This is a genomic window from Marinobacter panjinensis (genome assembly GCF_005298175.1).
Lineage (GTDB): Bacteria > Pseudomonadota > Gammaproteobacteria > Pseudomonadales > Oleiphilaceae > Marinobacter > Marinobacter panjinensis.
In genome coordinates, this window is sequence record NZ_SZYH01000001.1 from 2,721,298 (window position 1) to 2,735,345 (window position 14,048).

Genomic DNA, 14,048 nt, shown 5'->3' on the forward strand with positions numbered 1-14,048 from the left:
ATTACTTAAAGACAGCGCCTTGAGCGACTTTATTTTCCAGTAACGGCTTCAGCCAGCATCTCGGCTGTAATCGCCGAGAGGGTCCAACCCAGATGGCCGTGTCCGGTGTTATAGAATACCGTCGGCAACCGGCCTGGCCCGACCCGTGGCATCATGTTGGGAAGCATGGGTCGCAACCCCGCCCAGGGCACCACGCGCCGGGTACAGACGCCGGGGAAACACTGCTCTACCCAGCGGGTGAGCGGCCGAATCCGGTCATCCCGGATATCGCGATTATAACCACTGAATTCTGCCGTACCCGCGACACGAAAACGGTCATCACCCAGCCGGCTGGTTACGATCTTGGTGGCGTCATCCAGCAGACTGACGGTCGGTGCCGCAGCCTGGGAGGCTTCGTCGTCCAGCTCAACGGTAATGGAATAGCCTTTGACCGGGTAAATATTGACCCGGTCGCCCAGCTTCGCCGCCAGCGCCCGACTGCCCACACCGGCACAGATCACCACGCCATCGTAGGTGTCACGGGTTTGCTGTTCGCCGTCATGGGAGGTTACCCAGGCACTGGATTGATCGGCACTGAGTTCGGTCACGGAGTGCCCATAGAAGGTCTTGACCCCGAGGCGCTGGATCGCATCTGCCAGCCCGTTGGTAAACTTGTGGATATCACCGGTTGAATCGCTCTCGGTAAAAAAACCACCGTAATAGCGGCCCGCCAGCGTGGGTTCGATCGAGCTCATCTCATCAGGAGTGACCGCCCGGCGTTCAAGGCCGCCGGCGGCCAGCAGTTTCGAGACATTGGCAGCGTGGTCGAAGCCGGCCTTGTCGCGATAGATATGCAGGATTCCCTGCTTTTTCAGGTCAAAGTCGATACCTTCCTCTTGCGCCCATGCAAACAGGTACTCACGGGCGGCGATCGCCATGCGCGCCGTTTCAGTGGTGTTCTTCTCGTACTGGGGAATCGCGGCAATAAACTCGGCAAACCAGCTCAGTTTGTGCCAGGAAGGTTTGGGGTTCACCAATAGCGGCGCATCACGGCGGAACATCCACTTCATACCCTTGATCAGGGTCTGCCAGTTGTTCCACACCTCGGCATTGGAGGCCGACAGCTGGCCACCGTTAGCGAAGGAGGTCTCCATCGCTGCATAACGGTGTTTTTCGTAAACGGTGACATCCAGGCCACGCTTGGCCAGAGTGTAAGCGGTTGTGATACCGGTGATACCACCGCCAATAACAGCAATTCGCTTCATAGCGATCTCCAGGGGCGTCCAGGGTTTCCTTTCTACACAGAATGATAGAAAGCACCCCTTCCGTCTCTGGACCTGAGAGATTCACGCGCCGTTTCAGCGAAATCGGCCGCTTGCTCCTTCGGTGTGCCAACGGACGCAGTCGTCGACAGCTCTTCGGAAAGTCTTCATGTTAGCGGTCCTTTTGCCTGAGAGTTTCCGGGGCAGTTGCTCCTTCGGCGCCGAGCACACTGTGATGTGGCTCAGTCTCTCCCGCTAACACCTCTGTTTTACAATCAATGCGAGTCTGCTACAGAAAATAGCAAAACTCCGGCGGTTTGAACACTCTTACCCGGTCCAGCTACTCGACTGTGACACTTTTCGCCAGGTTGCGGGGCTGATCCACGTCGGTGCCTTTCAATACCGCCACGTGATATGACAGCAGCTGCAGCGGCACCGTATAGACAATTGGAGAGGTGATCGGGTGCACCGACGGCAGCAACATCACGTGGATGCCGTCCTGGGCTTTGACGTCCGCCCCCTGGTCGGCAAATACAAACAACTCGCCACCCCTGGCACGGACCTCTTCGAGATTGGACTTCAGCTTTTCCAGCAATTCATTGTTGGGAGCCACCGTAACGACCGGCATATCCCCGTCCACCAGGGCGAGCGGGCCATGCTTGAGCTCACCGGCCGGATAGGCTTCCGCATGAATGTAGGAGATTTCCTTGAGCTTCAGGGCGCCCTCGAGGGCCACGGGGAACATGGCACCACGGCCCAGGAACAGGCTGTGGAACTTGTCCATGAACGATTTTGACAGCTCGACGATCTCGGCATCCAGGGCCAGCACCTGTTCCACCTGCCCGGGAATCAGACGGATGGCTTCAACAATTTCGGCCTCCCGCGCTTCTTCAAGGCCGTTATGACGTGCCAGTGCCAGCGTAAAGATCAGCAGGGCGGTCAACTGGGTGGTAAACGCCTTGGTGGAAGCCACACCGATTTCAGGGCCGGCCTGGGTCATGATTACCAGATCGGATTCCCGCACCAGGGAACTGCCGGGCACGTTGCAGATGGCCATGGCAGCACGGAAACCGGCCTTCTTGGCCTGCCGCAGCGCCGCCAGGGTGTCAGCCGTTTCACCGGACTGGGAGATGCACAGGAACAGGGTATCGGGCTGGATAACGTGCTTCCGGTAACGGAATTCGGAGGCCACTTCCACGGAGCAGGGCACGCCTGCCAGATCTTCTATCCAGTAGCGCGCCACCATGCCGGCATGATAACTGGTACCACAGGCGATAATCTGGACATGCCGTACATTTTCCAGCAGATTGCCGGCCTGGGTACCAAGAGCCTGCTCCAGCACGCGGGTGTTGGTTACCCGGCCTTCGGTGGTGGCACGGATGACCCGTGGCTGCTCGTGGATCTCTTTGAGCATGAAGTGACGGTACTCGCCTTTTTCGGCGGCGTCCGAGCTGTGCTCGAAACGGGTGATCGCCCGCTCCACCAGTTGCTTGTCGCGGTCGTGAATCTCGATGCGGTCACGGCTGATGTCGGCTATGTCGCCTTCTTCCAGGAACATGAAGCGATCGGTCACCGGCAGCAGTGCCAACTGGTCAGAGGCAATGAAGTTTTCGCCAATGCCCACGCCGACTACCAGCGGGCTGCCCTCACGACAAACCACCATGTGATCCGGCTCGTCAGCATGGATCACCGCCAGGGCGAAGGCGCCGCGTAGATGCTCGATGGCGGAGCTGACAGCCTGGTAAAGACTGCTGCTGATGCGGTACTGTTTTTCGATCAGGTGGGCGACCACTTCGGTATCGGTCTGGGACGTGAACTCAAAGCCTTCGGCTTTGAGTTCTTCTCGCAGCTCCTGGTAGTTCTCGATAATACCGTTGTGGACGATGGCCAACCGCTCGCCAGACATGTGCGGGTGGGCATTGACCTGTGACGGCTCACCATGGGTGGCCCAACGGGTATGGGCAATGCCGGCAACCCCTTCCAAGCCCTCGCCGGTAATTACGTCGGCCAGTGCGGCAACCTTGCCCACTTCCCGCGCCCGGTTAATGGCGTGATTGCTGTCAATAACGGCCATCCCCGCTGAATCATAACCCCGGTACTCCAGGCGGCGCAGTCCTTCCAGCAAAATACCCTGAACGTCCCTTTCCGATACTGCACCTACAATTCCACACATATACCTGTCACCTGTTCCGAATGTACCGAAGCCTGTTGCGGCTTTTGAATCAGTCTTTTTTGACCGGGCGTTCCCAGTTATCGATATTCCGCTGACGTCCGCGGGCGACGGCGAGCTCGCCTGCCTCCACGTTGCGGGTAATGGTGGAGCCGGCACCAATGGTGACATTGTCCGCCAATGACACGGGTGCTACCAGGGAGGTATTGGAGCCCACGAAAACACCATCGCCCAACACCGTTTTGTACTTGTTCACCCCATCATAATTGCACGTAATGGTTCCTGCACCCACATTCACATTACGTCCCAGTATGGCATCGCCCACATAGCTGAGGTGATTGATCTTGCTGCCCTCGCCAACGTCGGCCTTCTTGGTTTCCACAAAGTTGCCCACCTTGGTGCTGTCCGCCAGCTTTGTACCAGGCCGCAACCGCGCAAATGGGCCAACCTGGGCGCCGCGACCGATATCCGCGCCATCAATAACCGAATTGGCCTCGATACGCGTCCCCTCGCCAATCGTGGCGTCGCGAATCACACAGTTGGGACCAATGCTGACATCGTTGGCGAGGGAAACATTGCCTTCAAACACTGCATTGATATCAATCAGCACATCCTGGCCTACCGACAGATTGCCCCGTACGTCGATCCTGGAAGGATCTGCCAGGGTGGCACCCTCGGTCATCAGCCGATTCGCCTCCTGAAGCTGGTACCACCGCTCCAGTTCCGCCAGTTGCAGACGGTTATTCACACCCTGTACTTCGTATTCGTTGGCAGGCTGCGCCACTGAAATGCGTACGCCCTTGTCGGCCGCCATGGCAATGATATCAGTCAGGTAGTATTCACCCTGAGCATTACTGTTGGACAGCTGTGGTAACCAGTCTTTGAGGTGGCGTGCAGAAACCGCAAGGATTCCGGTATTCACTTCCTTGACTGCTTTCTGGGCATCGGTGGCGTCTTTCTGCTCTACAATGGCGGTCACATCCCCGGCATCATTGCGGAGGATGCGGCCGTATCCATCCGGGTTATCCAGGGTCACCGTTAACAGGCCGAGTGAATACTCACTTACCTGTGAAGTCAGTGCTTCTAGGGTTTCCGGCCGCGTCAGCGGAACATCGCCATAGAGAATCAGCACCCGTGCATCGTCCGGCAATGCCGGCAGTGCCTGAGCCACGGCGTGGCCGGTGCCCAGTTGCTGTTCCTGCAACGCCCATTGCACGTCTTCAGCCGGGGTGATGGCTTTTACCTGCTCCGCACCGTGTCCGATAACGCCATGGATACCAGCGGCACCCAGTTTTCGGGCCGTGTCCATGACATGGTGAAGCATGGGTTTGCCGGCAATGCGGTGGAGAACCTTCGGCAGGGCGGATTTCATGCGCGAGCCCTGGCCCGCGGCCAGAATTACAACGTGCAGGGATGTCATAGGTTTACCACACTCCGGGATGATGGCGAGTTTGGGTGTATTGAACAAAAAAAGCCGCGTCCCTGGCAAATGACGTTCCGGAAACATTCCGGTGGGTCATCCGTTTCAGGATGCGGCTCTTGTCAGACGAACGGCTGCCGATACGCAGGTTCCGGAGATTCCGGCCTCAGCGAACGTTTTTGCGCAGCTTCTGAATCGTGCGCAACTGGGCGGCAGCTTCTGCCAGCTCGGCTGCGGCACGAGAGTATTCAAACTCGCCTGTCTTGTTTGCCAGTGCCTTTTCAGCTTCTTTCTGTGCTTCCAGTGCCGCTGCTTCGTCCACATCCTTGGCGCGGATAGCCGTATCAGCCATCAGGGTCACGAGGTTGGGCTGTACTTCCAGGTAACCACCTGAAACGTAGAGAATTTCCTCTTTCCCATCCTGCTTGATGATCCGCACTGAACCGGGCTTGAGCTCGGTCAGCAGCGGAGCATGGCCCAGCTGGATACCCATCTCACCCTCGGTACCGGTAGCGATAAGCATCTCTACCAGTCCGGAGTAGATTTTTTCCTCGGCACTTACGACGTCACAATGTACTGTCATAGCCATTTCTGATGCCTCTTGGGTCTGAAAGTGAAGGAAGTCTTACTTCTTGCTTTCCTTCTCTTTCATTGCCTTCGCCTTCTCGATCACTTCCTCAATGCCACCGCACATGTAGAAAGCCTGCTCAGGCATATCGTCGTACTCACCGTTCAGGATACCTTCAAAGCTGGCGATGGTCTCTTTCAGAGACACATACTTACCGGGGGAACCGGTAAATACCTCGGCAACGTGGAACGGCTGTGACAGGAAACGCTCGATTTTACGGGCGCGCGATACTGTCAGCTTGTCTTCTTCCGACAGTTCGTCCATGCCCAGAATGGCGATGATGTCTTTCAGCTCTTTGTAGCGTTGCAGAACGTTCTGTACGCCACGGGCCACATCATAGTGCTGCTCACCGATCACCAGCGGATCCAGCTGACGTGAAGTGGAGTCAAGCGGGTCGATCGCCGGGTAGATACCCTTGGAAGCGATGTCACGGCTCAGTACCACGGTCGCGTCAAGGTGCGAGAAGGTGGTGGCCGGTGACGGGTCCGTCAGGTCGTCCGCCGGTACGTAGACCGCCTGGATAGACGTGATGGAACCGGTCTTGGTGGAGGTGATTCGCTCCTGCAGCTCGCCCATTTCCTGGGCCAGTGTGGGCTGATAACCTACCGCCGACGGCATCCGACCAAGCAGGGCCGATACTTCTGTACCCGCCAGGGTGTACCGGTAGATATTGTCGATGAACAGCAGTACGTCGCGGCCTTCCTCACGGAAATTCTCCGCGATGGTGAGACCGGTCAGGGCCACACGCAAACGGTTTCCGGGAGGCTCGTTCATCTGGCCGTAGACCATCGCTACCTTATCAAGGACGTTGGAGTCCTTCATTTCGTAGTAGAAGTCGTTACCTTCCCGGGTCCGCTCACCAACACCGGCGAACACGGACAGACCAGAGTGCTCTTTGGCGATGTTGTTGATAAGTTCCATCATGTTAACGGTCTTACCAACGCCGGCACCGCCGAACAGACCGACTTTACCGCCCTTGGCGAACGGGCAGATCAGGTCGATAACCTTGATGCCGGTTTCCAGCAGGTCGGCAGAGGCTGCCTGATCGGCATATCCCGGTGCCTTGCGGTGGATAGCCCAGCGCTCTTCTTCACCGATCTCGCCCTGTTCGTCGATGGGGCGACCCAGTACGTCCATGATACGACCCAGAGTCTGGGTGCCCACAGGTACCGAAATCGGCTTGCCCGTGTTGTCTGCTTTCAGGCCACGCTTGAGGCCTTCGGTGCTGCCCATTGCGATGGTACGTACAATGCCGTCGCCCAGCTGTTGCTGAACTTCCAGAGTTGTCTCACCACCTTCAAGCAGCAGTGCGTCGTAAACGCCCGGAACGGAGTCACGTGGAAATTCCACGTCGATAACCGCGCCTATGATCTGAACGATATGTCCGCTACTCATGCTCGGTTCCTCGTTATCTTGATAGTCAATAAAACCAGTAGGACTGTGGGCAGGCTCAGACCGAAGCCGCGCCGCTCACAATCTCCGAAATTTCTTGCGTAATGGCTGCCTGACGAGCCTTGTTGTACGCCAGCTGGAGTTCGTTAATGATTTCGCCGGCGTTATCTGTCGCGCTCTTCATGGCAATCATCCGAGCAGCCTGCTCGCAGGCCAGATTCTCTACCACTCCCTGATACACTTGGGATTCGATATAGCGTGGCAGCAGCCCATCCAGGATGGGGCGTGAATCCGGCTCGTAGATGTAATCCCACTGGTGACCGATGTCCTCATCCTTGCCTTCCGGCAAGGGCAGAAGCTGCTCTGCAATAGGCGCCTGGGTCATGGTGTTCACGAACTCGTTGTAGATGACATAGAGGCGATCAATCCTGCCTTCCTCAAACGAATCAAGCATGACCTTGACGTTACCAATCAGCTTCTCTGCACTCGGGCTGTCACCGATGTGAGTAAGCGCTGCGACCACGTTGCCGCCATAACTGCGGAAAAACGACGCGCCCTTTTGCCCAATGGCGCAGATATCGGTCTCTACACCTTTTTCTTTCCATGCACGCATCTCACGAACGAGCAGCTTGAACGCGTTGTTGTTCAGTCCACCACAAAGCCCTCGATCCGAGGACACCACGATGTAACCGACACGCTTGACGTCACGCTCTTTCATGAACGGATGCACGTAATCCTTGTTGGATTTGGCAATATGTCCGATTGCCTGCCGCATCTTTTCCGCATAGGGCCGCGTGGCCCGCATGCGTTCCTGAGCCTTACGCATCTTACTCGCAGCCACCATTTCCATGGCGCTGGTAATCTTCTGCGTGCTCTTGATGCTTCCGATCTGGTTACGTATTTCTTTTCCGACGGCCATAAGTCACTGCCTTTTCAAGTTAGACACTCATGTGGACCAACGGGCCCGCCGCAGCGGGCCACGGGCTTACCAGCTTTGAGTGGTCTTGAATTTCTCCAGAGCAGCTTTCAGGCTGGCGGCAACGTCGTCATCAAACTTGCCTTCTTCACCGATCTTGTCGAGCACGTCTTTCTGTTCGGCACGCATCCAGTCAAGCAATTGCGCTTCGAATTTCACCACGTTATTGACTTCGACATCGTCCAGGAAGCCTTCGTTAGCTGCAAACAACACAGTACCCATTTCCGCAACGGTCATGGGGCTGTACTGGTTCTGTTTCATCAGCTCGGTAACGCGCTGACCGTGCTCCAGCTGGTTCCGGGTGGCTTCGTCCAGGTCCGATGCAAACTGGGCGAACGCCGCCAGTTCACGGTACTGGGCGAGTGCCAGACGGATATTACCGCCAAGTTTCTTCATGATCTTGGTCTGGGCAGAACCACCAACCCGGGATACAGAGATACCGGCGTTCATTGCCGGTCGAATACCGGAGTTGAACAGGTTGGTTTCCAGGAAGATCTGACCATCGGTAATGGAGATTACGTTGGTCGGTACGAAAGCGGACACGTCACCGGCCTGGGTTTCAATGATCGGCAGTGCGGTCAACGAACCGGTCTTGCCTTTCACTTCACCGTTGGTCAGCTTTTCAACCTCGTCGGCATTGATCCGGGAGGCACGTTCCAGCAGGCGGGAGTGCAGGTAGAATACATCACCCGGATAGGCTTCACGGCCCGGCGGACGGCGCAGCAGCAGGGAAATCTGGCGATAGGCCACTGCCTGCTTGGACAGATCATCATAGATGATCAGCGCGTCTTCGCCACGGTCACGGAAGTACTCACCCATGGAGGTACCGGAATAAGGTGCCAGGAACTGCATCGCAGCAGGATCGGCAGCACCGGCAGCGACCACGATGGTGTGGTCCATGGCGCCGTGCTCTTCCAGCTTGCGAACAACCGCTGCAATGGAAGACTGCTTCTGACCAACGGCCACGTAGATACACTTGATGCCGGTGTTCTTCTGGTTGATGATCGCGTCGATGGCAACCGCGGTCTTACCGATCTGACGGTCACCGATGATCAGCTCACGCTGGCCACGGCCGATCGGCACCATAGTGTCGATCGCTTTCAGACCAGTCTGTACCGGCTCATCAACGGATTGACGGGCAATAACACCGGGAGCGACTTTCTCTACCGGTGAAGTCAATGTGTTGCCCAGTTCGCCCTTGGCGTCGATCGGGTTACCCAGACCGTCAACAACACGGCCCAGCAGTTCCGGACCCACCGGAACTTCCAGGATACGACCGGTGCAACGAACCTTCTGGCCTTCAGCCAGGTCTTCGTAGTCACCCAGTACCACGGCACCAACGGAGTCACGCTCCAGGTTCAGCGCCATACCGAAAATACCGTTGGCGAATTCTATCATCTCACCGTACATAACGTCGGCAAGACCATGAATCAGTACGATACCGTCAGAAACGGAGAGGATCGTACCTTCGTTCTTTGCTTCCGAAGAGATATCGAGCTTTTCGATTCTCTTCTTGATGATGTCACTGATCTCGGATGGATTCAGTTGCTGCATGCCTTTGTCCTCAAACCTTGTGCTGAAATCAGGAGCCCACGGCGCTGGCCATTCTGGCCAGTTTGCCGCGAACCGAAGCGTCGATAACCAGGTCGCCTGTGCGTACAACCACCCCACCGATCAGTGTCTGATCAACCGAGGATTCAAGCTCGACCTTGCGCTCCAGTTTCCTGGACAGGGCGTCGATCATCTTCTGCTGCTGTTCGGCGGTCATTTCAAATGCCGTACTGATATTGATCTTCACCGTGCGCTCAAGATCGGCGCGGTGGAGACTGAACAGCTCCGAAATCGCTGGCAGCAGTGCCAGACGCTTGTTTTCAGCAAGAATCAACAGGAAATTTCTGAGTGCCTCAGGCAGCTGCTCTTCAAAACAGTCAGCGAAGAGTTCCGCCTTGCGTTGCTCAGACAGGCCCGGGTTGGCCAGGATGATCTTTACCTCTTGGTCAGCCGCAACCTGTGCGGCGAAAGCCAGCGCCTGATCCCACAGATCAACGGCGTTCTGGTCCTGCGCAGCATCAAAAACGGCTTTCGCGTAGGGTCGGGCTAACGTAGTCAGTTCTGCCATGATGACCCTCTTTTAGAGTTCTGCGGCCAGCTTGTCCAGCATCTCGCTGTGAGCTTTGGCGTCGACAGAGGTTTCCAGGATCTTCTCGGCACCGGCAATGGCAATGGCTGCCACTTCTGCCCTGAGTGCGTCACGAGCCTGAACACGCTCCTGTTGAATTTCCGCCCTGGCCTGCTCGATGAGTTTCTCGCCTTCTTTGCGAGCGTCATCCTTGGAGGCCTCAACGATCTGGGCGGCACGCTTGTTAGCCTGGTCAATCAGAGCTGCGGACTCTTCCTTCGCCTTTTGCAGTTCCTTGGAGGCTTTTTCCTGCGCAAGTTCCAGATCGAGGGAAGCCCGATCTGCGGCAGAGAGGCCGTCGGCAATTTTCTTCTGGCGCGCACTCATGGCATCGGTAATCGGAGGCCATACATATTTGACGCAGAACCAGACGAAAATAGCGAAGGCGATCGTTTGCCCTATTAACGTAAGGTTTATATTCACGGCGGTGTACCTCTTGCTATTCGTTGCGTCCCGGTGTCCGTTAGAGCGGGGCGCCGCTTCAATTTAACAGAGCAGCGCCCGACAACCCTTCCGGCTGATTAACCAGCTACAACGAAGATCAGGTACATAGCGATACCAACACCGATCATGGGAACAGCGTCCAGAAGACCGGCCATGATGAAGGCCTTGGTCTGAAGCTGGTTGCCAAGCTCTGGCTGGCGAGCGGTAGACTCAAGCAGCTTGCCACCGAGCAGACCGAAACCAATGCCAGCGCCCAGGGCGCCCAGTCCGATGATCAGTGCTGCTGCAATAAATACCATTTCCATTGAAGACTCCTCAGTTTTCTCAGATAGTTAAGGGTTAATTTACGGGTATCAGTGATCTTCGTGCGCGGCGCTGAGGTAAACCACAGCCAGCGTTGTAAAGATAAAGGCCTGCAGCGTAATTACCAGAAGGTGGAAGATGGCCCAGGGTACGTTCAGGGACCACTGAATCCACAATGGTAACAGCGCAATCAGGATAAATATGACCTCGCCAGCGTACATGTTACCGAACAGACGCAGTGCCAGACTGATCGGTTTGATAATCAGCGCCAGCAGCTCAAGCACCAGGTTGAAGGGTATCAGAGACCAGTGATTGAAGGGTGTAAATGACAGCTCTTTGGCGAAACCACCCGCGCCCTTAACCTTGAAGCTGTAAAAAAGAATAAGTAGGAAAACGCCCAGAGCAATACCGAAAGTACCATTGGGATCAGTGGTGGGGACGATCTTGAAGTATTCCAGCCCCATTGCATGGGCAATCGAAGGTATGTAATCCACCGGAATCAGCTTCAGGCTGTTCATCAGGAAAATCCAGACGAACAGGGTCAGGGCCAGTGGCGCAATGAGCGGGTTCCTGCCATGGAAAACGTCGCGCACGATGTTCTGTATGAATTCGACCGTCATTTCGACAAAGTTCTGCAGGCCAGAGGGCGTATCCGTTGTAGCCCTTTTAGCCACATAGCGGAACAGGCCAAGGAACAACAGACCCATGGCGATGGACCAGCCCATGGAATCCACATGGACCGCCATGAAGCCCATATCCGCCGCTTCCTGCCCGGTACGGGCCATGGTCCAGGTGGCTTCCTCAACGACGGTGCCGTCTGCACGCTCGTAGCCTTCCGGCAACTTGCCATAGGTCAGGTTGGTGAGGTGGTGCTTTATATACTCTACTGGGGTACCAGCTGCCATACTGTTCTCGTCCAGTCATCGCTGTGGTTGTGGCCGGATGAACCAACGCAGAAGCGGGCTCAACGCAACCATCACAGCAAAAGTGAATAACAGAGCCGGCACATGTACAGGCTCCATTAAGATGAAAACGGCCGCGAAAAAGACGGCGGTCAGGGCCAGCTTGACGGTCTCAGCCCTGAACATGTTGCCCACCACCAGGTGCGCGTGCTGCGCTCCCTCAAACCGGTACATCCGGTGGGCAAAATACGCGTTTGGTATGACATAAATAAGACCGCCGACAAAAGCGGAATAACCTGCCAAACGACTTTCTGTAAACCAGACAAGACTCAATACGATAATGAGCCCGCCCTCGATTGCCAGCCACTGCAAAAATGGCAACCGGTTAATACGCTTTCTGGTCGGGGACATGGAACCAGCCTGAAAAATGTACCTGAGTACGTGAAACCTGCTTCCTGTCACACCCTGTCCGGAGTTAATGCAAGCGCGCGAAATTATATGTGTTAACCGGTAGGTGTTCAACAGAAGCGGCGGGAAAATTTGATGGAAAAATAGCCAGTTTTCACGGCATATCCCATCAATATCACACAAGTTGTGTTGTTAAACAATTCGGATCACGACATGTGGTGTTTTAGGGCCGTGTCAGTACTTTCGCACTATCGACTAATGACACTACTTGATGTGGCCCAGGATACCATCCAGCTCGTCCAGTGAGGTATATTCAATCACCAGCTTGCCTTTTCCACGCTGACCATGGTCGATAGACACCCGTGCCCCCAGGCGTTCAGCAAGGTCATCCTGCAGTGCACGGATATTGGGGTCCACCTCTCCCTTGGCCTTTTTACGGCCCGGGATTTCCTGCTGCACCCGGCGAACCAGGGCTTCGGTCTGGCGAACAGACAGGGATTTGGCCACCACCTGTTTCGCCACCTGCATCTGCTGTTCCGGCTGCAGTGTCAGCATGGCGCGGCCATGGCCCATTTCCAGGTCGCCGTGTTCCAGCATTACCCGCACATCTTCGGACAAGCTGATCAGCCGCAGCAGGTTGGTGATGGTGGTTCTGGACTTGCCAACCGCCTCCGCCACCTGGGCCTGGGTCAGCCCGAATTCGTCCTGCAGGCGCTGCAGTGCAAAAGCTTCTTCGATGGGATTGAGATTCTCGCGCTGGATGTTCTCGATCAGCGCCATGGCGATGGCGGCATCATCCGGTACGTCACGAATGATGGCGGGGATGCTGTCGAGTTCGGCCATCTGGGTAGCGCGCCAGCGGCGTTCGCCGGCGATCAGCTCGAACCGGCCTTCGGCGATCGGGCGCACGACGACCGGTTGCATCACGCCCTGTTGACGAATGGAATCCGCCAGTTCCTGCAGGGCCGCCGGGTCCATATCCCGGCGGGGCTGAAACCGGCCACGCTGGATCAGGTCAATCGGGACGTCCCGCAGCTCGCCGTCGTGGTCCTTCAGCTCCTGGTCCAGATTGACCTTGGAGCCCTGCAACAGGGCGCCTAGTCCGCGCTCACCCAGTCCTCGTTTCTTCGCCGCCATGGTATTTGTCATTCTTCCCGATGAAACATCTGTGTGCAAAGGAGGGGTAGTTTACACGGCAACGGCCGCGGATGTCTTTTGTGAACCATGCCTGCGAACCATTTCCCCGGCAAGGGCGAGATAAGCTATCGCGCCCTTGGAGGTGCGGTCGTATTTCAGCGCCGGCAGGCCGTAACTGGGTGCTTCTGCCAGCCGTACGTTGCGGGGAATCACGGCCTTGTAGACCTTGTCGCCGAAAAACTCGCTGAGCTGGCCGGAGACGTCCAGAGTCAGGCTGTTACGCGGGTCATACATGGTCCGCAATATGCCTTCCACCTGCAGGTCCGGATTAACGGTTTCCTGAATCTGTTCAACCGTGTTCATCAACGCCGCCAGGCCTTCCAGAGCATAGTACTCACACTGCATGGGGATCAGCACGGTGTCTGCCGCCGAGAGCGCGTTAACGGTCAGCAGGCTGAGGGAAGGCGGGCAATCAATAAGGATGTAATCGTAATTCTCCCGCACCTTGTTCAGAGCCAGACGCAGACGGTGTTCGCGGCCGATTTCGTTCATCAGCTCCACCTCTGCGGCAGTGAGATCACCGTTGGCGGGGAGGATATCAAAACCAGAGGCTTCCGCCCGGAAAATCACCTCGGCGGCGGTGGCCCGCTTGGTGAGCATGTCATAACCGGAGCGCTCCAGGGCATTCTTGTCCACACCGCTGCCCATGGTGGCATTGCCCTGGGGATCCATATCCACCAGCAACACGCGGCGCTTGGTTGCGGCCAGGGAGGCAGCCAGGTTGACGCAGGTGGTGGTTTTCCCAACACCGCCTTTCTGATTGGTCACTGCAATCACACGCGCCATGA

At 56.5% G+C, this 14,048-nt stretch carries 14 protein-coding genes and 1 riboswitch; all 14 genes read right to left on the reverse strand.

The genetic code is table 11. The annotated features are described in order from the left end of the window. Positions 1-29: 29 nt before the first annotated feature. Positions 30-1,244 (reverse strand): D-amino acid dehydrogenase, encoded by a 1,215-nt coding sequence (locus FDP08_RS12510; protein ID WP_137436474.1) that lies wholly within the window; start codon positions 1,242-1,244, stop codon positions 30-32. A gap of 163 nt (positions 1,245-1,407) precedes the next feature. Beyond that, positions 1,408-1,506, reverse strand: a riboswitch (glycine riboswitch). A gap of 75 nt (positions 1,507-1,581) precedes the next feature. Next, positions 1,582-3,414 carry a glutamine--fructose-6-phosphate transaminase (isomerizing) gene (gene glmS, locus FDP08_RS12515; RefSeq protein WP_137436475.1) on the reverse strand — a complete coding sequence of 611 codons (1,833 nt, stop codon included), beginning with the start codon at positions 3,412-3,414 and terminating at the stop codon, positions 1,582-1,584. 49 nt (positions 3,415-3,463) lie between these two features. Then, entirely contained in the window at positions 3,464-4,831 is a 1,368-nt protein-coding gene (gene glmU, locus FDP08_RS12520; protein WP_137436476.1) for a bifunctional UDP-N-acetylglucosamine diphosphorylase/glucosamine-1-phosphate N-acetyltransferase GlmU, read from the reverse strand. Between the two features lie 166 nt (positions 4,832-4,997). Continuing rightward, a complete protein-coding gene (locus FDP08_RS12525) occupies positions 4,998-5,420 on the reverse strand; it encodes a F0F1 ATP synthase subunit epsilon (RefSeq protein WP_137436477.1) in 423 nt (140 codons plus the stop codon). 36 nt (positions 5,421-5,456) lie between these two features. Further along, positions 5,457-6,854 (reverse strand): F0F1 ATP synthase subunit beta, encoded by a 1,398-nt coding sequence (gene atpD / locus FDP08_RS12530; protein WP_137436478.1) that lies wholly within the window; start codon positions 6,852-6,854, stop codon positions 5,457-5,459. A gap of 55 nt (positions 6,855-6,909) precedes the next feature. Then, entirely contained in the window at positions 6,910-7,770 is an 861-nt protein-coding gene (gene atpG, locus FDP08_RS12535; RefSeq protein WP_137436479.1) for a F0F1 ATP synthase subunit gamma, read from the reverse strand. A 66-nt stretch (positions 7,771-7,836) separates the two neighbouring features. Next, positions 7,837-9,381 (reverse strand): F0F1 ATP synthase subunit alpha, encoded by a 1,545-nt coding sequence (gene atpA, locus FDP08_RS12540; protein ID WP_137436480.1) that lies wholly within the window; start codon positions 9,379-9,381, stop codon positions 7,837-7,839. A 28-nt stretch (positions 9,382-9,409) separates the two neighbouring features. After that, on the reverse strand, positions 9,410-9,946 hold the full coding sequence (locus FDP08_RS12545) for a F0F1 ATP synthase subunit delta (RefSeq protein WP_137436481.1): 537 nt from the start codon (positions 9,944-9,946) through the stop codon (positions 9,410-9,412). A gap of 12 nt (positions 9,947-9,958) precedes the next feature. Then, positions 9,959-10,429 carry a F0F1 ATP synthase subunit B gene (locus tag FDP08_RS12550; RefSeq protein ID WP_137436482.1) on the reverse strand — a complete coding sequence of 157 codons (471 nt, stop codon included), beginning with the start codon at positions 10,427-10,429 and terminating at the stop codon, positions 9,959-9,961. A gap of 98 nt (positions 10,430-10,527) precedes the next feature. Then, positions 10,528-10,755, reverse strand: a complete 228-nt coding sequence (gene atpE, locus FDP08_RS12555; protein WP_027830230.1) for a F0F1 ATP synthase subunit C — start codon at positions 10,753-10,755, stop codon at positions 10,528-10,530. Positions 10,756-10,803: 48 nt separating this feature from the next. Continuing rightward, complete coding sequence (atpB, locus tag FDP08_RS12560) at positions 10,804-11,658, reverse strand: F0F1 ATP synthase subunit A (protein ID WP_137436483.1); 855 nt, start codon at positions 11,656-11,658, stop codon at positions 10,804-10,806. 15 nt (positions 11,659-11,673) lie between these two features. Beyond that, a complete protein-coding gene (locus FDP08_RS12565; RefSeq protein ID WP_137436484.1) occupies positions 11,674-12,066 on the reverse strand; it encodes an ATP synthase subunit I in 393 nt (130 codons plus the stop codon). A 261-nt stretch (positions 12,067-12,327) separates the two neighbouring features. Further along, positions 12,328-13,200: a ParB/RepB/Spo0J family partition protein gene (locus FDP08_RS12570; protein ID WP_137436485.1), complete on the reverse strand. Its 873-nt coding sequence runs from the start codon at positions 13,198-13,200 to the stop codon at positions 12,328-12,330. Positions 13,201-13,251: 51 nt separating this feature from the next. Next, entirely contained in the window at positions 13,252-14,046 is a 795-nt protein-coding gene (locus FDP08_RS12575) for a ParA family protein (RefSeq protein ID WP_137436486.1), read from the reverse strand. Positions 14,047-14,048 lie beyond the last annotated feature (2 nt).